The sequence below is a fragment of the Bradyrhizobium sp. ERR14 genome, from assembly GCF_014198235.1.
Taxonomy (GTDB): domain Bacteria; phylum Pseudomonadota; class Alphaproteobacteria; order Rhizobiales; family Xanthobacteraceae; genus Bradyrhizobium.
The window spans coordinates 297,912-319,639 of sequence record NZ_JACIHD010000006.1 but is presented as its reverse complement, the minus strand read 5'-3'; the positions used below and the strand labels follow the sequence as shown (position 1 = coordinate 319,639).

Sequence of the window (21,728 nt, the reverse complement as noted above, 5' to 3'; positions counted from 1 at the left end):
GTTAAGGCTGTTCACAGTTTCGTGATATCGCAGTGCAATATGAATATTGCATCGCACAATTAACTATGCCATATAAGCCGTGCCCCGGGCCAATGCGGACGGGGTGAGCCCATAGCTCAAACCAATGAGGATGGAGAGAACCCCATGACCACTGAAACCAACACCGCTTTCGAGGGCTTCAAGGACGCTTTCAAGAACATCCAGAATCTGGAAGTTCCCGAGGCCGCCCGCGAGTTCGTCAAGAAGACCGCCAACACCGCCAAGGATCGTGCTGCCGAGGCCTTCGCAGGCTCCGAGCGCGTGACCGCCGCCGTCGAGAACGCGGTGACCGAATCCGTCGCTGAGGCCGGCAAGATCAGCCGCAACATCCAGCAGGCGATCTATGACGACGCCCAGGCGTTCTTCGCCGGCATCGACAAGCTTGCTTCCGCCAAGTCGGTCAGCGAAGCCGTCGAGATCCAGTCGAGCCTGCTCCGCGCCCGCGGCGAAGTGTTCGTCTCGCGTGCCAAGGCGACCGCCGACTATTTCGGCCAGCTCGCCGCCAACGGTGCGAAGTCCGCTCAGGACAATTTTGCCAAGGCCTACAACAAGACCGCCTGATCCGGCGCCCTGAGTGAAAACTGAAATTTGAGGCCCGCTTCGGCGGGCCTTTTGTTTCTGCGCTGCCGTCATTGTGACTGACCGTCATTCCGGGGCGCCCGAAGGGCGAACTCTGGTGCGCAATTGCGCACCAGAGAATCTCGAGCTTCTTAGGTGCGCAAGAGCGCACCATAGTTCGATGCTTCGCATCGCCCCGGAATGACGTAATCTCCCATCCGTCATGAATGCACCCGCGACCTTCTCCTTCGACACTCCCGGCGATGCCGAACGCGCGGCCGAGCTGCGCCGCGTGAAGGCGCTGGCGACGCTGGTCTTGGCCGCGACGCTTCTGCTCTTCATCGTCGCGAAATGGCTGCTGCCGGTGCATCCCGTGTTCGGCTTCATCGCCGCCTTCGCGGAAGCCGCGACCATCGGCGGGCTTGCCGACTGGTATGCCGTGGTCGCGCTGTTCAAGCGTCCGCTCGGCCTGCCGATCCCGCATACCGCGATCATCCAGAGCAACCAGGCCCGGATCGCCGACAAGCTCGGCGAATTCATCCAGGTGCATTTCCTCGAGGCCGGTCCGGTCGAGGCCAAGCTGAAGGAGATCGATTTCGGCTCCTTCGTCGCCGACTGGCTGCGCGACCGCAAGCGCAGCGACGATCTCGCGCGCTTCGCGCTCCGCCTGTTGCCGGAAGCCGTCTCGGCGACGGAGAGCTCGGGCCTGATGACCTTCATCATCCGCCGCATGTCATCGCAACTCCAGGCCATCGACCTCGCCCCGCTCGCGGCCGGCACGTTGCGCGGCTTCGTGGCGGAGGGGCGCCACCAGATCCTGTTCGACGATCTCCTGCGCGTGATGCACGAGACGCTGAACCAGAAAGAGACGATGGGGATGATCCGGGAGAAAGTGCGCGCGGAATTGCCAACCCTGCTGCGGCTCTATCGCGCGGACAAGTTTCTGGTGAACAAGATCGTGGCGTCCGCCACCGCCTTCTTCAATGAAGTGCGCAGCGATCCCAAACATCCGTTCCGTGGCGAGTTCGATCGCATGGTGCTGAGCTTCGTCGACCGGCTCGGCACCGATCAGGCCTATATCGACCGGATCGACGGGCTGAAGCGCGATCTGCTTGCGCGGCCCGAGCTTGCCGATCTCGCCCGCACCGTGTGGGCCAACACGCGCTCTTTCATCGAGCGCAGCGCGAGCGGCGAAACGCAGGTGCTGCAGCATCATCTCGCCGGCATGTTCGTCGCCGCAGGAGAAGCGCTCGCGGGCGATGCCGAGCTGCGCGGCGAGATCAACAAGGGGCTGGTAACGGTGCTGCGCAGCTTCGTCGCCGACCAGAAAAGCGGCGTCTCCATCTTCATCTCCGACCAGGTCAAGGCGTGGGACATGGCGCAGTTGATTTCGCTGATCGAAATCAACATCGGGCGCGACCTGCAATACATCCGTTTCAACGGTTCGCTGATCGGTGGGCTCGCCGGGCTGGTGCTCTACTCCGTAGAATTCCTGCTCCGATTGCTGTGACTTTTGCGTCACGGACGTTAGCATTAACGCGCGGGCCTATTGTCGCCCCGCGACTCTCCCGCTTGAATGTCGGGAACCGGCCGCCTAGCTGATTCATGCTGCGCTGCGGAACGATCAAGAAGCCGGCGTATTGGAATTCATGCCCATTTGCCGGCATCGCGCCCGGCGTCTTCTCAGGGGAAACATTGATGACCGCTACTGCCCAGACGCTGCGTCCGCCGTCGAGAACACTGATGTTTCTGGAAGGGCGCGCGATCCACGAGTTCGGCGCGTTCCTCGGCGCGCTGCCGCTGCTGAGCCTTGCGCCGCGCGGCGATGGGCATCCGGTGCTGGTGCTGCCGGGCCTCGTGGCCTCGGATGCATCCACGCGTGCGTTGCGGACGTTTCTGACCAGCAAGGGTTATGCGGTGAGCGGTTGGCGCCAGGGCCGCAACTATGGTCTGCGCGAGGGCGTGCAGCATGCCATGGTAGATCTGGTCGAGGAGCTCAGCGACACCCATGGCCGCAAGATCAGCCTGGTCGGCTGGAGCCTCGGCGGCCTCTATGCACGCCAGCTCGCCAAGATGATGCCCGAGCGCGTGCGCCAGGTGATCACGCTCGGCAGCCCCTTCGCCGGCAATCCCCGCTCCACCAATGCCTGGCGCGTCTATGAATGGGCGAGCGGTCGGAAGTCGGACGAGGTCGACCCGCGGTTCGGCGGCGAGCTCGCGGTGCCACCGCCGGTGCCGACCACCGCCATCTTCAGCCGCACCGACGGCGTCTGCGCCTGGCAGGGCTGCATGGAGAAGACGGGCGCCCAGACCGAGAGCATCGAGGTCGAGAGCAGCCATTGCGGCATGGGCCATCATCCCGCCGTGGTCTATGCGGTGGCCGACCGGCTCGCGCAGAAGGAAGGCCAGTGGCGGCCGTTCGATCGTAGCGGCTGGCGCAGCCTGGCCTATCCCGATCCGCATCGGTAGTGCGCCTCTTCACCTCGCCCCACTTGCGGGGAGAGGTCGGATCGCATCGGAGATGCGATCCGGGTGAGGGGGAGTCTCCGCGACTCCCGCTCTCACCGAATGCGCGGAGGCTCCCCCTCATCCCGACCTTCTCCCCGCAAGCGGGGAGAAGGAGAAGTGGCGTCGCTCCGGTCCATTGTCGCGCCTGTATCAAACGCGCTATGCCTCGGGCATGGCGCATCCGTTGTCCCGCATCATCGACCAGCTCAAGCGCGAACCCTCGCGCACCGGCTCCATCGTCATCACCGTGTTCGGCGACGCCATCGTGCCGCGCGGCAGCTCAGTGTGGCTCGGCACGCTGCTGGAATTCTTTCAAGGGCTCGACATCGACAGCGGCGTGGTGCGCACGGCGATGTCGCGGCTCGCCGCCGACGGCTGGCTCACGCGGGAAAAGGTCGGCCGCAACAGCTTCTATCGGCTGGCCGACAAGGGGCGCCAGACGTTCGAGGCCGCGACGCGCCACATCTACGATCCGCCGCCATCCGACTGGACCGGACGCTTCGAGCTGCTCCTGATCGGCAACGGTGAGGACCGCGACGCCTCGCGCGACGCGCTGCGCAATGCCGGCTTCGGCAGTCCGCTGCCGGGCGTCTGGGTCGCGCCGTCGGGGGTGCCAGTCCCGGATGAAGCTTCGGGCGCGATCCGTCTCGAGGTCTCGGCGGAGGATGACAGCGGGCGTCGACTGCTCAGCGCAAGTTGGCCGCTGGATCGCACCGCGGATGCCTATCTGAAATTCATGAAGACGTTCGAGCCGCTGCGCGCCGCGATCGGCCGCGGCACGGATCTGTCCGAGGCCGACGCCTTCACCGCGCGCATCCTCTTGATCCACCACTACCGCCGCGTCGTGCTGCGCGATCCGCTGCTGCCCGAAAGCCTGCTGCCGACGAACTGGCCGGGCAGGGCCGCACGGGACCTGTGCGGCGAAATTTATCGTGCGCTGCTTGCCCCCTCCGAACAATGGCTTGATGGACATGGAACCAACGAAAAGGGGCCATTGCCGCCAGCGCGGAAGCTGCTGGAAAGGAGGTTCGAGGCCTGAGTTTTATGTTACAGAAATATCTTGCATGACGTAATTATTGTTATATATTCCCTCCCAATAAATCGGGAGGATGCGCATGTATACCCAGGCGCTGAATACGGCCGAGACCAACGACCGCAGTCTTGAGGACGCAGGCCAAGCTGCGCAGTTCCAGGCCCGCATCGATGCCGAGGAGCGCATCGAGCCGAACGACTGGATGCCGGCGGCCTATCGCAAGACGCTCACACGCCAGATTTCCCAGCACGCCCATTCCGAAATCGTCGGCATGCTGCCCGAAGGCAACTGGATTACCCGCGCGCCGACCCTGCGCCGCAAGGCCGCGCTCCTCGCCAAGGTGCAGGACGAGTGCGGCCACGGCCTCTATCTCTACGCCGCGGCCGAGACGCTCGGCACCTCGCGCGAAGAGCTGGTCGACGCCATGCTCGCGGGCAAAGCCAAGTATTCCTCGATCTTCAACTATCCGACGCTGACCTGGGCCGACATCGGCACCATTGGTTGGCTGGTCGACGGCGCCGCGATCATGAACCAGATCCCGCTGTGCCGCTGCTCCTATGGACCCTATGCGCGCGCGATGATCCGCGTCTGCAAGGAAGAATCCTTCCATCAGCGCCAGGGCTACGAGATCATGCTGACGCTGTGCCGCGGCTCGGACGAGCAGAAGGCGATGGCGCAGGATGCGCTGAACAGATGGTGGTGGCCGGTGCTGATGATGTTCGGCCCGCCAGATAGCACGAGCCAGCATAGCGACACTTCGACGAAGTGGAAGATCAAGCGCTTCTCCAACGACGAGCTGCGCCAGAAATTCGTCGATGCCACGGTGCCGCAGGCGCAATATCTCGGCCTCACCATCCCCGATCCCGACATGATTCAGGATGCCGACGGGCACTGGCGTTACAGCGAGATCGACTGGACCGAGTTCAAGCAGGTCCTCGCCGGCAACGGCCCGTGCAATCGCGATCGCATGGCTGCGCGCCGCAAGGCGCACGAAGACGGCGCCTGGGTGCGCGAAGCCGTCGCCGCCTATGCGGCCAAACGTTCGCATCGCCAGACCGCGCAAGCCGCGGAATAGGGAGACCAATATGGCCACGCCGAACACACCGCTGTGGGAAGTCTTCATTCGCAGCCGCAACGGGCTCGCGCACAAGCATGTGGGATCGCTGCATGCGAGCGACGCGACGATGGCTCTGCAGGCTGCCCGCGACGTCTACACCCGCCGCGGCGAGGGTCTCTCGATCTGGGTCGTGCCGTCCACCGCGATCACCGCTAGCGATCCCGCCGAAAAAGGCATGATGTTCGAGCCGGCGGAATCGAAGATCTACCGGCATCCGACGTTCTATGAAGTGCCGGAAGAAGTGGGGCACATGTGATGGCGATCGCCAACATCGAGGTCTCCGAAACGCCGCTGGTGCTCTACGCGCTGCGCCGCGCCGACGATGCGCTGATCCTCGGCCACAGGCTGTCGGAATGGTGCGGTCACGCGCCGATGCTGGAAGAGGATATGGCCCTCTCCAACATCGCGCTCGACCTCATCGGCCAAGCGCGCGAGCTCTACAGCTACGCAGCCAAGGCCGAACGCAAGGACAACGACGAGGACAAGCTCGCTTATCTGCGCGACGTCAGGCAGTATCGCAACCTGCTGCTGGTCGAGCAGCCGAACGGCGATTTTGCCCAGACGCTGGTGCGACAGTTCTTCTATTCCGCGTTCGCCGACCTCTACTGGCGCGCGATGATGAATTCGCGCGACACGACGCTGGCCGCGATTGCCGCCAAATCTGAGAAGGAGAGCGCCTATCATTTGCGCCACGCCTCGGAGTGGCTTATCCGGCTCGGCGACGGCACCGATGAGAGTCATGCCCGCGCGCAAGCCGCGATCGATCAGCTCTGGGCCTTCACCGGCGAGATGTTTGCCGTCGATGATGGCGAGCGCGCGCTGATCCACGCCGGTATCGCGATTGATCCCGGCACCTTGCGTGGTCGCTGGTTGCAAACGCTTTCCGATGTCGCCAGTGAAGCCACGCTGGTCCTGCCGCAGAACGACTGGATGCAGCAGGGCGGCCGCGTGGGCCGGCACAGCGAACATCTCGGCCATCTCCTGTCCGAGCTGCAATCGATGCAGCGCACCTTTCCGGGGCTGACATGGTGAGCGTGCTCGACCGTGACAGCGAACTGCGCCGGCGCGCCTGGGACGCCGCGGCGAGCGTGGTCGATCCCGAAATTCCAGTGCTGACCATCGCCGACCTCGGCGTGCTGCGCGAGGTTGCGCTCGACGGCGATCACGTCGAGGTCGCGATCACCCCGACCTATTCCGGCTGTCCGGCGATGAACATGATCGCGCTGGAAATCGAGGTCGCGCTGGAGCGCGCCGGTTTTCGCCGGTCGAAAGTCCGCACCGTACTGTCGCCGGCCTGGACCACCGACTGGATGAGCGAGGAGGGTCGCCACAAGCTGCGCGCCTACGGCATCGCGCCGCCGCAGGCTTCAAGCTCGCGCCGGGCACTGTTCGGTGAACAGGCAGTGGCCTGCCCGCAATGCGGCTCGGAAAACACCGAGCTGCTGTCTGAATTCGGCTCGACCTCCTGCAAGGCGCTGTGGCGCTGCAAGTCCTGCCGCGAACCGTTCGATTACTTCAAGTGTCATTGACCATGTCAGCCACCGCACCGCGCTTCCATCGCCTGGCCGTCAACGATCTCCGCCGCGAGGCGTCCGACGCCATCTCGATGACCTTCACCATCCCCGGCGAACTCGCCGGCGATTACGCTTTCACGCCTGGCCAATACCTCACGCTCCGCACCACGCTGGACGGTGAGGAGGTGCGCCGCTCCTATTCGATCTGTTCCGGCCCTGATGACGGCGAGATCCGCATCGCCGTGAAGAAGGTCGACGGCGGTGCGTTTTCGAACTGGGCAGCCGAAGATCTCAAATGCGGCGACGAACTCGATGTGATGACGCCGACGGGCCGCTTCGGTGCGATTCCTCACGCGGATGCCGGACGCATCCATGTCGGGTTCGCCGCAGGCTCCGGCATCACGCCGATCCTGTCGATCGTCAAGGGCACGCTCGCGCGTGAGCCGGACAGCCGCTTCTTCCTGTTCTACGGCAACCGCACCACCGACAACATCATGTTCCTTGAAGCGCTCGAGGAACTGAAGGACCGCTTCATCGACCGCCTCTCGATCTTCCACGTCATCTCCGGCGAGGAGCAGGACATCCCGATCTTGCACGGCCGGCTCGACGGCGACAAGGTGAGGGTGCTGCTGCGCTCGCTGGTGCCTGCGGCCAGCGTCGATCACGTCTACATTTGCGGGCCCCTCGGCATGAGCGAGGATATCGAGGCGACCTGCCGCGAGCGCGGCATCGCCGAAGAGCGTATCCACGTCGAGCGCTTCGTCTCCGAGTTCGGCGGCAAGCCGCGGCCGAAGAAGGTGGTCGCGCCCGACGCGCCGCCGAAGGCGATCGCCTCGCTGATCATCGACGGCAAACGCCGCGACGTGCCGGTCGCGGAGGACGAGGCGATCCTCGATGCCGCGCTGCGCGCCGGCGTCGATCTGCCCTTCGCCTGCAAGGGCGGCATGTGCTCGACCTGCCGCGCCAAGCTGGTCGAGGGTGAAGCGCCGATGGACATCAACTATTCGCTGGAGCCCTGGGAGCTGAAGGCCGGGTTCGTCCTGACCTGCCAGGCCAAGCCGTCGTCGGAGCGGGTCGTGGTCGATTATGACCATGTCTGACCGGGCGCATCAGAACCCGACAATGCAAATGCGTCGCATTATTTGACAGTTTTCGCCAACCAGCAGAACATCATGGGCCAACATCTGGCCGGGAGAAGCGCGTGAACGTCAAAGCCGCCCTGTCGCCTGAGGATATTGCCCGCGCCTGCGCTGAGGCGATGTGGACGGAGGACGATGCCTCCAAGGGGCTCGGCATGGAGATCGTCGAGATTGGCCCCGGCTTCGCGACGCTCGCAATGACGGTGCGGCCAGACATGGTCAACGGCCAACGCATTGCCCATGGCGGCTTCATCTTCACGCTCGCCGATTCCGCCTTCGCGTTTGCCTGCAACTCGCACAACGAACGCGTGGTCGCAGCGCAAGGGCAGATCACCTTCATCAAGCCGGGCAGGCTCGGCGACCGCCTCGTCGCAAAGGCGCGCGAGATCACCCGCGGCGGCCGCTCCGGCATCTACGACGTGCGCGTCACCGCCGGTGACGTCGTCGTCGCCGAATTCCGCGGGCACTCGCGTGTCATTCCCGGCACGTGGCTGCCGACGCAGGACCAATAATCAAGCAAGAAAAAACTAATCAATGATGGGAAACGAGGATGGCTCTGACGAGACTCAAGGAAGGCGGCAGCGCCTATAGCGCCGAGATGGACGCGCATGAGCGCGCCTCGCGCGACGAGATCATGGCGCTGCAGAAGCAGCGGCTGGCCTGGTCGCTGAAGCACGCCTATGACAACGTCGCGCATTATCGCAAGGCCTTCGACGAGGCCGGCGTGCATCCGTCCGATTTTCGCGAGCTCTCCGATCTCGCGAAATTCCCGTTCACGGTGAAAACGGATCTGCGCGACAATTATCCCTTCAACATGTTCGCCGTGCCGCGCGAAAAGCTGGTGCGCGTGCATGCGTCCTCCGGCACGACCGGCAAGCCGATCGTGGTGGGGTATACGCAAGGAGACATCGACACGTGGTCGGACGTGATGGCGCGCTCGATCCGCGCCGCCGGCGGGCGTACGGGCATGATCATCCACAATGCCTATGGCTACGGCCTCTTCACCGGCGGCCTTGGCGTGCACTACGGTGCCGAAAAACTCGGCTGCACCGTGGTGCCGATCTCGGGCGGCATGACCGAGCGGCAGGTGCAGCTGATCAACGACTTCCGGCCCGACATCATCACGGTGACGCCGAGCTACATGCTGGCAATCCTCGACGAGTTCAAGCGTCAGAAGCTCGACCCGCGCCAGTGCTCGCTCAAGGTCGGCATCTTCGGCGCCGAACCCTGGACCAATGCGATGCGCGGCGAGATCGAGGACGCCTTCGATATGGATGCGACCGACATCTACGGTCTCTCCGAGGTGATCGGCCCCGGCGTCGCCCAGGAATGCATCGAGACCAAGGATGGCCTGCACATCTGGGAGGATCATTTTTATCCCGAAGTGATCGATCCTGAAACGGGTGCGGTGCTGCCGGACGGTGAGAAGGGCGAACTGGTCTTCACCTCACTCACCAAGGAAGCTTTTCCCGTGATCCGCTATCGCACCCGCGACCTGACGCGGCTGTTGCCAGGCACGGCGCGGCCGGGCATGCGGCGGATGGAGAAGGTGACGGGCCGCTCGGACGACATGATCATCCTGCGCGGTGTCAACCTGTTCCCGACGCAGATCGAGGAGGTGCTGCTCGCGACCGACTGGTGCGGCGGCCACTTCATCCTGGAACTGACCCGCGAAGGCCGTATGGACGAGCTGACCATCATCGCGGAGGCGCGGTCCGAAAGCTGGGACGGCCGCGGTCTCCTCGACCATGCCGACCGGATTGCGACCCACATCAAGAACACCATCGGCATTAGCTCCAGGGTGCAGGTGGTCGCGCCCGCCACGCTGGAGCGCTCGCTCGGCAAGGCCAAGCGTCTCTACGACAAGCGGCCCAAGGCTTGACTTTACGGCTTGACTTGACGGATTGACTTGACCGGCCCCAGAGGCGACAAGGCCCGCGAGAAATCGCGGGTCTTTCATGTTGCCAGCCGATACCAAAACCGTCGAAGCGCGCTGCGTGCGCCTCAATGCCAAGGCCGAGAATGCTGCCGCGGTTGCGCCGGTGGTCGAGCGTCACACGCTGACGCGCGGTCCGAACGATGTCCTGATCGAGGTCAAGGCCGCCGCCGTCAATCCCTCCGACGTCAAGGCCGCGACCGGCTTGATGCCCTATGCTGTGTTCCCGCGCACGCCCGGCCGCGACTATTCCGGCGTGGTGACCGACGGGCCGGCCGGCGCGGTCGGCCGCGAGGTGTTCGGCTCCTCCGGCGATCTCGGCATCCGCCGCGACGGTACCCACGCAACCCATCTCGTCGTCGAGGCTGATGCGGTGGTGGAGAAGCCGAGCACGGTGTCGTGGGAGGAGGCAGCGGGCATCGGCGTGCCCTTCGTCACCGCGATGGAAGGCTTTCGCCGCGCCGGCGTGCCGAAGAGCGGGGAGACCGTTTTGGTGTTCGGCGTCAATGGCAAGGTCGGCCAGGCCGCGGTGCAGATCGCGACATGGCAGGGCGCGCGCGTCATCGGCGTGGTGCGCAAAGCGGAAGCTTACGAAGGCCACACCAACGCCCCCATCGAGGTGGTTGACGCCTCCGCGACCGACGTCGCCACGCGCGTGCGCGAATTGACCGGCGGCAAGGGGGTCGATGTCGTCTTCAACACGGTCGGCGATCCCTATTTCCAGGCCGCGCACAAGTCGCTCGCATTGCGTGGCCGTCAGATCCTGATCGCCGCGATCGACCGCATCGTGCAGTTCAACATCCTCGAATTCTACCGGGGCCAGCACACCTATGTCGGCATCGATACCCTCGGCCTGTCGTCGGCCGCGACAGGCGCAGTGCTGCGCGATCTCGGCCCGGGCTTTGCGAGCGGCCAGCTGAAGCCGTTCCCGATCAAGGCGAATGCCGTCTATCCGCTGGAGCGCGCCAAGGAGGCGTATGTCGCGGTTGCCGGCTCCTCGCGGGATCGCGTGGTCCTGAAGCCGTAATCATGGACTCGTCCGCAGCACTCGTCATCTTCGCCGGCCTTGCCATCGGCCTTGTCTACGGCGCCGTCGGTCTGCTCAGCGGCTTCTGCCTGATGAGCAGCATGCGCGGCTGGCTTGCGGAGGGAGACGGACGGCTGGTGCGGACCTATGCGCTGGCGATCGCCGTCGCGATCGCCGCCAGCCAGTTCCTTGCCGGCAACGGCATTGCTGATTTGAGCAAGTCGATCTACCTGCAGCAGACGTTCTCGGTGCCGGTGCTGTTCCTCGGCGGAGTGCTGTTTGGTTACGGCATGGTGCTGTCGAACGGCTGCGGCTCGCGCGCCCTGGTGCTGCTCGGCCGCGGCAATCTCCGCTCCTTCGTCGTCGTGATCGTGCTCGCCATCGCTGCGCAGATGACGCTCAAGGGGCTGATCGCACCGGCGCGCATCGCGCTGGTTCAGGCCTCGCAAACCATCGTCAATGTCAATTCGCTGCCTTCGTTGCTGGCATCGCTTGGCCCCGGTGAAGTGCTCTCGCGTGCGCTGGCGGCGGCCGTGATCGTCGTCGCGCTGATCCTGTTTGCCTTCGCGCATCCGATGTTCCGGCGCTCACCGGGCCAGATCGCGGCGGGCGTCGTCGTCGGCCTGCTCGTCGCCGCCGGCTGGCTTGTCACCGGCTATCTCGGTGCCGACGACTTCAATCCGGTGCCGGTGACCTCGCTCACCTTCATCGCGCCGATCGCGGACGCGCTGCAATACGCCATGCTCTCGACCGGCCTGACGCTCAATTTCGGCATTGCGACGGTCGCCGGCGTCTTCGCCGGCAGCCTGATCACCGCACTCGCCACAGGCCGCTTCAAGCTTGAAGGCTATTCCTCGCCGCGCCACATGCTGCGCTCGGGCAGCGGCGCCGCGCTGATGGGCATCGGCGGCGTGATGGCGTTCGGCTGCTCGATCGGGCAGGGGCTCACGGGCGTATCGACGCTGGCGCTGGGCTCGTTCGTCGCGCTCGCCGGCATCCTGCTCGGCACGACTGCAGGTTTGCGTGGCGTGCTGCGGGTTCAACCGCTCGCGGTGGCCTGACCGCGCAACAGCCGGTCGCCGAGCGTCGCAAGTCCGATGCCGGTGACGATCAATCCGGCGGCGACAGCGAGGCTCAAGTCGAGGGGCTCGTCCAACAGGATCGCAGCACTGGCGATACCGACGAGCGGCGTCCCGGTGGTACCAAGCGACGTCGTCAGCGCCGAGATGCTCTTGTTGACCATCGACATCGCCCAATAGGCCAGCGCGCTTCCGATCAGGCCAGAGTACAGGAACAGCATAGCCAGCCGCCACGACCATTCCACGTGCGGCAGCCCGTCGATGACCATCGCAAGGGTCGAGAGCACGCCCGTGGCCACGAGCAGCTGCCAGAACAGGAGCTGGAGCGGAGAGGCGATCCAGCGATGCGCGCGGATATAGATGATGTTCGCAGCCCACGAGATCGCGGCCAGGATGACCATGCCGGCACCGAGCACGACGTTGGCATTGCTCCAGTCGATTGAAGACGGATTCAGGATCACGGCAAGGCCGATCAGTCCGAGCAGGGCGCCGGCGAGCTTGGGCGCGGTCAGGGTGTCCTTTCCGAGCAGGGGTGCCGCAATCGCGACCCAGAGTGGCGTGGTGTAGCCGAGCACGATGCCCTTGCTTGCGGGCAGGAAGCGCAGGCCGGTCGCGACCAGAATCGAGAAGAGCGTCATGTGCAGCAGCGCGACGCTGAGGACTACTGGAACGTCGCGTCGCTCCGGAATCACAAGATTGTTGCTCAGCCCGAGGATCACAAACAATCCTGCCAGCGCGATCCAGCTCCGGATCGCCGAGCTCCACAGCGGCGGGACGAGCTGCACCAATTGCTTCGTCACCGACCAGTTCACGCCCCAGGCCAGCACGACAATGAGGAACAGGCCGACGGCCGCGCGGGGTGACAGGGAGTTCATCGCAAGATCCTTGAACCAGTCCGGTCCGGCAGATAGCATCCGCGCTGGTACCCACAAAAGCGCCAGATGAGAAAGGAACAAGGTGCCAGTTTCGGATGATATGATCTCGGCCCTGATCGACCTGAAGCGGACCGGCGACGACGGGCTGGTGGCTCAACTGACGAGCCAGCTCCGAGGCTTGATCGCGGCCGGCCGCCTCGGCAAAGGTCGCGCGCTGCCGTCGAGCCGCCGGCTCGCGAGCGATCTCGGCGTTTCCCGCAACACCATCACCTATGCGTTCGAGCAGCTCGCCGCGGAGGGATACCTCGAGGCCTCGCATGGCCGCCGTCCGGTGGTCACCGTCGACGGCGGCGAACGAGGCGAAGGAGCGGATACCGTTGCGGCGCGCGTGCGCTCCGGCAAGCTGCGGCTTTCACCCTGGGCCTCGCAGCTCAAGCAGACCGACTGGCCGATGTCCTATCAGGTGCCGCTCAGACCGTTGCGGCCAGGGCTTGGAGATGCGCGGGAGTTTCCGAACGAGATCTGGGCTCGCTGCCTGCGCCGCAGCGCCGTGCGTGCGGCCAAACGCGAACTCGGACCGGTCAACCGAACGCGCCTGCGCGAGGCGCTCGCGCATTACCTGGCCGCGAGCAGAGGCGTTCGTGCCACGCCAGAGCAGATCATGATCCTGCCGAGCGCGCAGGCCGCACTGACCTTGATCGCGGCTGTTCTCATCTCCCCCGGCGACGAGGTCTGGGTCGAGGATCCCGGTTATCCCGGCGCGGCCGCCGCTTTCTGTGCCTCCGGCGCGCGCGTGACCGGCATGAGGCTGGACACGCAGGGCATGCAGCGGATGCCGGGTCTCGCGGCCCCGAAATTGATCTTCATGACGCCATCGCACCAGCATCCCACCGGACGGCTGATGTCGCTGGCGCGTCGCACCGAATTTCTTGGTGTGTGCAGGCCCGGCAAGAGCTGGATCGTGGAGGACGATTACGACGGCGAATTCCACTATGACAGCCGGCCGGTGCCGGCCTTGCAAGGGCTCGATGCCCATGGTCGCGTGTTCTATGTCGGTACCTTCTCGAAGGTGATGACGTCGGATATCCGGCTCGGCTATCTCGTCGTGCCGCCGGCGCTGGTCAGCACCTTCGAGATCGCACAGCGGCACATCGGGCTGATCGCGTCCAGCCACATCCAGGAAGCGCTGGCCGAGTTCATCGCCGACGGGCATTTCCTCGCGCATCTGCGCCGGATGCGCCGGCTCTATCACGCGCGCCGCGACCACATCGTTGCAGGACTGGAGCGCCATCTGGGCGAGATGCTCTCGGTCGAAGTGCCCGCGGGCGGCATCCAGCTCGTCGCCCGTTTCAAACGCGGGAGCGCCGATCGGTCGGCAGTCAAGCGACTGGCTGCCGCGGGCGTTGAAACGCGGGCGCTGTCCAGCCTGGCGCTGGATCGACCCCGCGATCATGGCCTGCTGCTTGGCTTTGCGGCCTGGCGCGAGAACGAGATCAGCGCGGCATTGCGGACGATGGCATCGTGCTTCTAGCGCAGTCGCGCTAGTCCACGGCCTTCGTCACGATGCGGATCTCCGACGTCAATGTCCGGTGCACGGGGCACTTGTCGGCGATCTCCATCAATTTCTTGCGCTGCTCGGCATCAAGCGCGCCATCCATCGCAATGTCGCGTTCGATCTGGTCGAGCATGCCTTCGCGTGTCTCGCACTCCGCGCAGTCTTTGGCGTAGATCTTGGAATGCTTCAATCTGACGGTGACGCGGTCGAGCGGCAGCGATTTGCGGTCGGCATAAAGACGCATGGTCATGGAGGTGCAGGCCCCTAAGCCAGCGAGCAGGAAGTCATAGGGCCCAGGACCGGCATCCTCGCCGCCGGCGGCGACCGGTTCGTCCGCCACCAGACGATGTGGTCCGACCGTGAGGAGCTGGTTGAACTTGCTCTTGCGGGTCTCCTGCACCACGACCTGGCGCGGCGCCTCGGGCAGATCCATCGCCTTCGCGGGCTTTGCGGTGTCGATGTAGCGGCTGGCCCAGGCCGTAATCACGTCGGCTGCGTAGAGGGCGTCGGCGGGCTTGGCAAGCAGATGATCGGCATGGTCGAGCGAGACGAAACTCTTGGGGTGCCTGGCCGCAACGAAGATCTTGGTCGCGTTGTCGATGCCGACGGTGTCGTCGACCGGCGAGTGCATCACCAGCAGCGCCTTGTGCAGTCCCGTGATGTCCTTCATCAGCTCGTGCTCGGCGATGTCCTCGAGGAACTCGCGCTTGATCCGGAACGGCCGTCCTGCGAGCGAGACCTCGACCTCGCCCTGCGCGCGGATGTTGTCGAGATGCTGCCTGAAGAGGCCGGTCACGTGCGCCGGATCGGATGGCGCCGCGACGGTCACAACTGCCCTGGCTTCCGGGATACGTCCGGCTGCCGCGAGGATCGCGGCGCCGCCGAGGCTGTGGCCGATCAGGATCGACGGCGCCTTGCGGGCACTGCGCAGATGGTCGGCCGCGCGGATCAGATCGGCGACGTTGGACGAAAACGTCGAATTGGCGAAATCGCCTTCGCTCGAGCCGAGCCCGGTGAAGTCGAAGCGCAGGACCGCGATGCCCTTGGCTGCCAGCGCGACCGAGATGCGCTTGGCGGCGAGCGTATCCTTGCCGCAAGTGAAGCAGTGCGCAAACAGCGCGTAGGCCGCGGGCTCGCCGTCCGGCAACTCCAGTGCGGCGGCAAGCTGATGTCCGCCTTCGCCGGTGAATTGAAAGCGTTCCGTCGGCATGGGCTTCCCCTCGTTCCTGCTTGAATTCTAATCGTCGGAATAGCGTTGCTCGGCCCAGGGGTCGCCGCGGTTATGATAGCCGCGGACTTCCCAGAAGCCCGGTGCGTCCTCGGTCAGGAATTCGATGGCCTGGAGCCATTTCGCGCTCTTCCAGAAATAGAGATGCGGCACGACCAACCGTACCGGGCCGCCATGCTCCTCCGTCAGCGGCTGGCCGGACCAGCTATGGGCGAGCAGCGCATCCTCGGCGGCAAAGTCTTCCAGCGCGAGGTTGGTGGTGTAGCCGTCATGGGAATGCAGCGTCACAAAGCGTGCGTCCTCGCGCGGCTGGCAGGCCGCGAGCAGCTCGCGCGTGGCAAGCCCTTCCCACTCATTGTCGTAGCGCGACCAGGTGGTGACGCAATGGATGTCGGAGGTGAACCGGGCCTGCTTCTGCGCGATGAATTCGGCGAATGTCCAGAACACGGGGCTCTCGATCGCGCCATAGACGTCGAGCCGCCAGCGCTCGCGTGACACCGGCGGCACGACTCCGAGATCGAGCACAGGCCAGTCCTTGGTGAGGTGCTGGCCGGGCGGCAGCCGTTGGTCCTCCGGCCGCGTGATCTTCCCCGTGAGAAAGCGGCCCTCGCGCGCCCATTTCTCCTTGGTGCGCGTCAGCTTGCTGTCGGATGGCGTCTCGTCAGCCATGGTCTACTCGTGCCGATGCATTGCCGAAGTGTGCTTGGTGTCGCGCATGGTAGCATAGATCACCAGGGACAGGCAGATGATGCCGCTGAGGTAAAAGTAGAACCATTCCTCGTGCCCGATGCTCTTGAAATAGAGCGCGATCGCTGGCGCGGTGCCGCCGAAGACCGATACCGTGATGGCATAGGGCAGGCCGACGCCGAGCGCGCGGACATTGGTCGGGAACAACTCGGCCTTCACCACCGCGTTGATCGAAGTATAGCCGGCGACGAACAGCCAGGCACAGCAGATCAGGACGAACGCGACGAAGGGCGACTTGGTCTCCTTCAGCGTCATCAACAGCGGCACGGTCGCAAGCGTGCCGGCGACACCGAAGAAGATCAAGAGCGGCTTGCGTCCGATCTTGTCGGAGATTGCGCCGTAGATCGGCTGGAGGATGGTCGCGAAGACCAGGGTGCCGAAGATCACGAAAGTGGTCTGGTCCTCGGTCAGCCCGACCGAAAGCTTGACGAAGGTCTGCATGTAGGTGGTGAAGGTATAGAACGCCGCGGTGCCGCCGGCGGTGAGGCCGACCACCAGCAACAGCTCGCGCGGATAACGCAGCAAATTGATGATCGAGCCGGTCGGCTTGACTACCTTCTTGGCTTCCTCGAACGCCTCCGTCTCGTGCAGGCCGCGCCGCATCACCGCGGCGAAGATCGCGAGCGCTGCGCCGATCGCGAAGGGGATACGCCACCCCCAGTCCTTCAGCTCCTGTGGAGTGAGGAAGACCTTTTGCAGGAGCAGCAGCACGATGATCGCGGTGAGCTGGCCACCGATCAGGGTGACGTATTGAAAGCTCGAATAGAAGCCGCGGTGCTTGGGGTCGGCGACCTCGCTGAGATAGGTGGCACTTGCGCCATATTCGCCGCCGAGGCTGAGGCCTTCGATGACGCGGGCGAGCGCCAGGATCACCGGCGCGGCGAATCCGATCGTGGCATAGGTCGGCGTCAGCGCGATGATCAGCGAACCAAAGCACATGAAGACGACAGAGAGCGTGAGCGAGATGCGCCGTCCGAAATGGTCGGCGAGATAGCCGAAGAACCAGCCGCCGAGGGGCCGCATCAGGAACGTCGCCGCGAAGACGACGGCGACGTTCAATTGCTGCACGACGGGGTCGTTGCCTGGGAAGAAGGCGGGAGCGAAATAGAGCGCGAACGCCGTATAGGCGTAGAAATCGTACCACTCGACCAGATTGCCGATGGAGCCGATGAAGATCGCCTTGATCCGCCGCTTGGCGTCGGCGATGTCGATGTGGTCGGAGGCCGGTTGAATTGCTTGTTCAGTCACGTCCGGCCTCTCCGTTGTCTGGAAAGGCCTACATCGCCTTTCCGAGCAAGAATGGCAACTGGCGGGGGCCCCGCACCGTGCCCTGTGACCAGGTCACCGCGCCTGCCGGATCGAGCCGGAAATCTGGAATGCGTTTCAGCCATTCCTCCAGCGCAACCTGCATCTCCATGCGTGCCAGGTTGGAACCGACGCAGCGGTGAATGCCGAGGCCGAAGGCGGCGTGCCGGTTTTCGCGACGGTCGATCACGACTTTGTCAGCGTCCGGAAACATCTTTGGATCGCGGTTGGCGGCCGGGAACGACAGCAGCACCATGTTGCCCGCCTTGACCGGGCAGCCCGAGATCGTGGTCTCCTTGACCACCTCGCGGGCCATCGTCACCGGAGAATAGGCGCGCAGCAGTTCCTCAACTGCGGTCGGGATCAGTCCCGGCTCGGCGATCAGTCGCTCGCGGTCCCCCGGCGTCTTCGCGAGGTGCCAGAGCGAGGAGCCGATCGCGCTCCAGGTGGTGTCGATGCCGGCGATCAGGAGCAGGCGCAGCGAGCCAAGAACGTGCGAGTCTTCGAGCGGGTTGCCCTCCTTGTCCTTGGCGTTCATCAGGTAGGAGATGAGATCGTCGGTCGGCTTGTCCTTGCGCGCCTCGATATGCGCGCTGAAATAGGCGCTCATCTCCTGCACGGCCTGCAGCAGCTTGCTCTCGTCCTTGATGCCCAGCTCGAGGATCATGTGGATCCAGTTGATGAAGAGATCGCTGTCGCTCTCGGGGATGCCGAGCATGTGGGCGATGGCCCGAACCGGGATATATTTGGCGTAGCGTGCGGCGGCGTCGACCTTGCCATCGGCGATGAAGCCGTCGATCAGCTCGTTGCAGATCGCGCGCATCCGCGGTTCCAGCTTCTTCATCGCGTCCGGCGTGAAGGGCGGCAGCAACAGTTGCTTGGCCGGCTTGTGCACGGGCGGATCTGAGGTGATCGGCGGGGCGGCGTTCCTCGCGATCTCGGGACGGACGTCGCGCACGATGATGCGGCGCGAGGAGAAATGCTCGGTGTCGTTGGCGATCTCGCGCACCGCCTCATAGGTCGTCGGCATGTAGCAGCCGAGGAAACGCTCGGTGTGCACGACCGGGCTCGCTGCGCGCAGCTCGTCCCAGATCGGGAAGGGATCCTCCGTCTATTGCGGATCGGTATGGTCGAAATCATGGACCCAGTCGGTGACGGGCGGATGGGCGGCAGGCGGACTGGCGTCGGACATGGCAGGGAATCCCTTGGCTCGTGTTCGCTGGAAGGACGCGGGGGCGGCCGCGCGCTACTCCTCGATCACATCGATCGCGATTTCCGGGCAGTTGGATTTGGCAAGCCACGCCTTGTCCTCGAGCCCCGGCGGGACCGTGCCGTCGCCGGCTTCGTGGGCGTTGCCGTATTCGTCCAGCTCGAAAAGTTCCGGCGCGAGGGCCTTGCAGCGCGCGTGGCCCTGGCATTTGTCGGGATCGACGTGAACCCTCAGTCGCTCTGTCATGGCGGCATCCTCGGTCGTATCCGCGCGTGGCCCGATGGCGGCGCGTTCCTCATGTCAATTTTATCCGCGGCATTCGCCGCCGGCTTTAAGTTATATGCTATTACATTCGCGACAGGCTTTCCCTGTCAAGCGCAAACTTATAGGTTCGCCCCACCATGCGCTCACAACTCGCCCGCAAGCCCGCGAACACCTACCATCATGGCGATCTTCGCGATGCCTTGGTCAAGGCCGCTTTGCGCGAGGCGGAGCAGGGCGGCGCCGAGGCCATCAGCATCAAGGCGCTGGCAAAGCAGCTCGGTGTGTCGCAGCCGGCGCCGTACCGGCATTTCGCCGACCGCGAGGCGCTGCTTGCAGCGGTGACGGCGGAGGCGTTCAGGCAGCTCAGCGCGATCTTGCGAGAGGCCATGGCTGGGACGTCGAAGCAATCAAAGCTGTCGCGGCTGGCGCAGGCGACGCTCGAGTTTGGCCTGCGCCGCAACGGCATCTACCGCTTGATGTTCGCGTCCCGCACCGTGGCATGCGCCGACAAGGGCAGCGAGCTGCACGAGGCCACGCGCGAGACCTTCTCGCTCGTGATCGAAGCCCTGGAAGCGCCCGCCGTCGGCTATTTGCGCGAACGTCAGGCGCTCAAGATCTGGGCGGCGTTGCACGGCGTGGTGATGTTGGCCGAGCAGGGCCTGTTCACCGGCGAGGCCGCGCACGCCACGCGCGAGGAACTGGTCGAGGATTTCGTCAGCGAAACGAAGGCCGCGCTCGCCGCTGCCATCAAGGGCGCGCGGCGTCGAAAAGCGACAGGTGCCTAAGCCTTCGCTTTCAGCAGCTTCATCAGCTTGTCGACCGCGCTCTCAGGCGTGGTTACGACGGGACGGCCGGTTGCTTCCGTCACCAGAGGCGCCGTCGAGGCGATGCTGAACTGTGCCAGCGCGATGACGTCGCAATCGCGCAAATCGCGCGAAGCTTCAACAATCAGCCGGTCGTGCGTAGCGCGGTCGCCGCGGTCGAGCGCCGCCAGCGCGCCCTCGGCAAGCTTCGGCACGATTTGGACGGAGGCCGGAAACTCCGGCGGCATCGAGGCCAGGGTCGGCGGAAAGGTGGACAGCAGGCCGATCCGCCTGCCCATCGTCACTGCGCGCTCGATCATGGCTTCGTTGGGTTTGAGCACCGGCATCGGCGCATGCGCGCGCGCGACCGCCTCGATACAGGTGCCGAAAGCTGAGCAGGTAAACAGGATCCCGTTCGCTCCGGTCGCCGCCGCATAGTCGCCGAGCGCGAGGAAGCGCTCTGTCATGGCATCGTTGAGTGCGCCGTCGCGGGCCAGATCCGCCGACAGGCTGTCGTCGAGCAGGTTCATCAGCCGCGCCTCTGGCCAGGCCTTGGCGAACGCCGCTTCGATCGGGGCGATGGAGTGCTTGAGGGCGTGGATCAGGGCGATGCGAGGGGACGTCGTCATCTAAGGTGGCTATCCATGGGTCTCGTGCCCCGGACGCAGCGCAATGTGCAGTATTGCGCTGCAGAGCCGGGGCCCATTGTGGCTGATGGGTCCCGGCTCTGCGCAGCGGTGTTGCACGCCGCAGCGCGTCCGGGACACGATCACGGTTTACTTGAACGGCACCGCGTACATCAAGCCGCCCTTGCTCCAGAGGCCGTTGAGGCCGCGATCGAGCTTGAGCGGGCTCGCCTTGCCGACATTGCGTTCGTAGATCTCGCCGTAATTGCCGGTGACCTTGATCGCGGTGACCAGCCATTTGTTGTCGAGCCCGAGCCGCGAGCCGAGGTCGCCGGAGGCGCCCAGCAGGCGCTGGATCGCGGGCGTCTGCGACTTCGCCATCTCCTCGACATTGGCCTGCGTCACGCCGAGCTCCTCGGCCTCGATCAGGCCGTAATGCAGCCAGGTGATGATGTCGCTCCAGACCTCGTCGCCGTTGCGGGTGAAGGGCCCGAGCGGCTCCTTGCTGATGGTCTGCGGCAGCACGACGTAATCGGCCGGGTTCGGCGCGGCGGTGGTCACGGCGCCGGCGAGTGCGGAGGCGTCCTGGGTCATGGCATCGCAGCGGCCGCCGAAGAATGTCTGGTACATGGTGTCGACGCGGTCGAACACCAGCGGCTTCCAGTCGATGCCGTTGGCGCGGCCGTAATCGCCGAGCGTCACCTCATGCGTGGTGCCCTGCGCGACGCAGACGGTGGCGCCCTTGAGGTCCTTGATGTCCTTGACGCCCAGATCCTTCTTCACGACAAAGCCCTGGCCGTCGTAGAAGTTGATCGGACCTTGCCGCAAGCCCAGCGTCACGCCGCGCAGATAGGTCTGCGTCGAGTTGCGGTAGAGCACGTCGATCTCGCCTGACTGCAGGGCGGTGAAGCGGTTCTGCGCGGTCAGAGAGACGTAGCGCACCTTGCTGGCATCGCCCAGCACGCCGGCCGCGAGCGCGCGGCAATAATCGACGTCGAGACCTTTGTAATTGCCCTGCGAGTCGGGCGCGGAGAAACCGGCAAAGCCGGCGCTGACGCCGCACACCAGCGTGCCGCGGCTCTTCACCGTGTCGAGCGTCGCGGCGGATGCGACAATTGTCGATGCAGCGAGCACGCTCGCTGCGATAACCACTTTCCTCGTCATG

At 64.8% G+C, this 21,728-nt stretch carries 22 protein-coding genes and 1 pseudogene; 15 read left to right on the top strand and 8 right to left on the bottom strand.

Annotated elements, in window-relative coordinates:
• The first annotated feature begins 144 nt into the window (after window positions 1-144).
• The 13 genes from GGD62_RS19700 to GGD62_RS19640 all read left to right on the top strand — a co-directional run bounded on the left by GGD62_RS19700 (window position 145) and on the right by GGD62_RS19640 (window position 11,932).
• Window positions 145-600: a phasin gene (locus GGD62_RS19700; RefSeq protein ID WP_183709674.1), complete on the top strand. Its 456-nt coding sequence runs from the start codon at window positions 145-147 to the stop codon at window positions 598-600.
• Window positions 601-820: 220 nt separating this feature from the next.
• Complete coding sequence (locus GGD62_RS19695) at window positions 821-2,107, top strand: DUF445 domain-containing protein (RefSeq protein ID WP_183709672.1); 1,287 nt, start codon at window positions 821-823, stop codon at window positions 2,105-2,107.
• Between the two features lie 188 nt (window positions 2,108-2,295).
• Complete coding sequence (locus GGD62_RS19690) at window positions 2,296-3,066, top strand: triacylglycerol lipase (RefSeq protein WP_026201525.1); 771 nt, start codon at window positions 2,296-2,298, stop codon at window positions 3,064-3,066.
• A gap of 211 nt (window positions 3,067-3,277) precedes the next feature.
• Window positions 3,278-4,144, top strand: coding sequence for a phenylacetic acid degradation operon negative regulatory protein PaaX (paaX, locus tag GGD62_RS19685; RefSeq protein ID WP_018315586.1), 867 nt, complete (start codon window positions 3,278-3,280; stop codon window positions 4,142-4,144).
• A gap of 76 nt (window positions 4,145-4,220) precedes the next feature.
• Window positions 4,221-5,213, top strand: a complete 993-nt coding sequence (gene paaA, locus GGD62_RS19680) for a 1,2-phenylacetyl-CoA epoxidase subunit PaaA (protein WP_183709670.1) — start codon at window positions 4,221-4,223, stop codon at window positions 5,211-5,213.
• Window positions 5,214-5,223: 10 nt separating this feature from the next.
• Window positions 5,224-5,511, top strand: a complete 288-nt coding sequence (gene paaB / locus GGD62_RS19675) for a 1,2-phenylacetyl-CoA epoxidase subunit PaaB (protein WP_018315588.1) — start codon at window positions 5,224-5,226, stop codon at window positions 5,509-5,511.
• Window positions 5,511-6,287 (top strand): 1,2-phenylacetyl-CoA epoxidase subunit PaaC, encoded by a 777-nt coding sequence (gene paaC, locus GGD62_RS19670; RefSeq protein WP_183709667.1) that lies wholly within the window; start codon window positions 5,511-5,513, stop codon window positions 6,285-6,287. Before paaB ends, paaC begins: the two co-directional genes overlap by 1 nt.
• Window positions 6,281-6,784, top strand: coding sequence for a 1,2-phenylacetyl-CoA epoxidase subunit PaaD (paaD, locus tag GGD62_RS19665; protein WP_183237973.1), 504 nt, complete (start codon window positions 6,281-6,283; stop codon window positions 6,782-6,784). Before paaC ends, paaD begins: the two co-directional genes overlap by 7 nt.
• Window positions 6,785-6,786: 2 nt before the next feature.
• A complete protein-coding gene (gene paaE, locus GGD62_RS19660; RefSeq protein ID WP_179740233.1) occupies window positions 6,787-7,869 on the top strand; it encodes a 1,2-phenylacetyl-CoA epoxidase subunit PaaE in 1,083 nt (360 codons plus the stop codon).
• A 101-nt stretch (window positions 7,870-7,970) separates the two neighbouring features.
• Complete coding sequence (gene paaI / locus GGD62_RS19655) at window positions 7,971-8,420, top strand: hydroxyphenylacetyl-CoA thioesterase PaaI (protein ID WP_183709665.1); 450 nt, start codon at window positions 7,971-7,973, stop codon at window positions 8,418-8,420.
• Between the two features lie 38 nt (window positions 8,421-8,458).
• Window positions 8,459-9,790: a phenylacetate--CoA ligase PaaK gene (gene paaK / locus GGD62_RS19650; RefSeq protein ID WP_183709663.1), complete on the top strand. Its 1,332-nt coding sequence runs from the start codon at window positions 8,459-8,461 to the stop codon at window positions 9,788-9,790.
• Between the two features lie 76 nt (window positions 9,791-9,866).
• Window positions 9,867-10,871 carry a zinc-binding alcohol dehydrogenase family protein gene (locus GGD62_RS19645; RefSeq protein ID WP_183709661.1) on the top strand — a complete coding sequence of 335 codons (1,005 nt, stop codon included), beginning with the start codon at window positions 9,867-9,869 and terminating at the stop codon, window positions 10,869-10,871.
• A gap of 2 nt (window positions 10,872-10,873) precedes the next feature.
• Window positions 10,874-11,932 carry a YeeE/YedE family protein gene (locus tag GGD62_RS19640; protein ID WP_183709659.1) on the top strand — a complete coding sequence of 353 codons (1,059 nt, stop codon included), beginning with the start codon at window positions 10,874-10,876 and terminating at the stop codon, window positions 11,930-11,932.
• On the opposite strand, the gene GGD62_RS19635 is transcribed toward GGD62_RS19640, so the two are convergent.
• Window positions 11,911-12,825: a DMT family transporter gene (locus GGD62_RS19635; protein ID WP_183709657.1), complete on the bottom strand. Its 915-nt coding sequence runs from the start codon at window positions 12,823-12,825 to the stop codon at window positions 11,911-11,913. The genes GGD62_RS19640 and GGD62_RS19635 overlap by 22 nt on opposite strands.
• A gap of 100 nt (window positions 12,826-12,925) precedes the next feature.
• On the opposite strand from GGD62_RS19635, the gene GGD62_RS19630 reads away from it, so the two are divergent.
• Window positions 12,926-14,356 carry a PLP-dependent aminotransferase family protein gene (locus GGD62_RS19630; protein ID WP_183709807.1) on the top strand — a complete coding sequence of 477 codons (1,431 nt, stop codon included), beginning with the start codon at window positions 12,926-12,928 and terminating at the stop codon, window positions 14,354-14,356.
• A gap of 10 nt (window positions 14,357-14,366) precedes the next feature.
• On the opposite strand, the gene GGD62_RS19625 is transcribed toward GGD62_RS19630, so the two are convergent.
• From GGD62_RS19625 to GGD62_RS19605, 5 genes and pseudogenes are all read right to left on the bottom strand, one after another.
• Window positions 14,367-15,590: a bifunctional alpha/beta hydrolase/OsmC family protein gene (locus GGD62_RS19625; RefSeq protein ID WP_183709655.1), complete on the bottom strand. Its 1,224-nt coding sequence runs from the start codon at window positions 15,588-15,590 to the stop codon at window positions 14,367-14,369.
• 27 nt (window positions 15,591-15,617) lie between these two features.
• Window positions 15,618-16,277: a sulfite oxidase-like oxidoreductase gene (locus tag GGD62_RS19620; protein ID WP_018315599.1), complete on the bottom strand. Its 660-nt coding sequence runs from the start codon at window positions 16,275-16,277 to the stop codon at window positions 15,618-15,620.
• A gap of 3 nt (window positions 16,278-16,280) precedes the next feature.
• Complete coding sequence (locus tag GGD62_RS19615; RefSeq protein WP_183709653.1) at window positions 16,281-17,603, bottom strand: MFS transporter; 1,323 nt, start codon at window positions 17,601-17,603, stop codon at window positions 16,281-16,283.
• Between the two features lie 28 nt (window positions 17,604-17,631).
• Window positions 17,632-18,852: pseudogene (locus GGD62_RS19610) on the bottom strand (cytochrome P450).
• A gap of 54 nt (window positions 18,853-18,906) precedes the next feature.
• Entirely contained in the window at window positions 18,907-19,116 is a 210-nt protein-coding gene (locus tag GGD62_RS19605; protein ID WP_007607931.1) for a ferredoxin, read from the bottom strand.
• A gap of 155 nt (window positions 19,117-19,271) precedes the next feature.
• Between GGD62_RS19605 and GGD62_RS19600 the strand changes: the two genes are divergently transcribed.
• Window positions 19,272-19,919, top strand: coding sequence for a TetR/AcrR family transcriptional regulator (locus GGD62_RS19600; RefSeq protein WP_179740253.1), 648 nt, complete (start codon window positions 19,272-19,274; stop codon window positions 19,917-19,919).
• On the opposite strand, the gene GGD62_RS19595 is transcribed toward GGD62_RS19600, so the two are convergent.
• Window positions 19,916-20,566, bottom strand: a complete 651-nt coding sequence (locus GGD62_RS19595; RefSeq protein ID WP_183709651.1) for an aspartate/glutamate racemase family protein — start codon at window positions 20,564-20,566, stop codon at window positions 19,916-19,918. The two genes, GGD62_RS19600 and GGD62_RS19595, sit on opposite strands and share 4 nt — an antisense overlap.
• Before the next feature lie 147 nt (window positions 20,567-20,713).
• The gene (locus GGD62_RS19590; RefSeq protein ID WP_183709649.1) at window positions 20,714-21,727 is read right to left on the bottom strand and encodes an amino acid ABC transporter substrate-binding protein; all 1,014 of its coding nucleotides are present in this window, start codon (window positions 21,725-21,727) and stop codon (window positions 20,714-20,716) included.
• Window position 21,728: the final 1 nt, after the last annotated feature.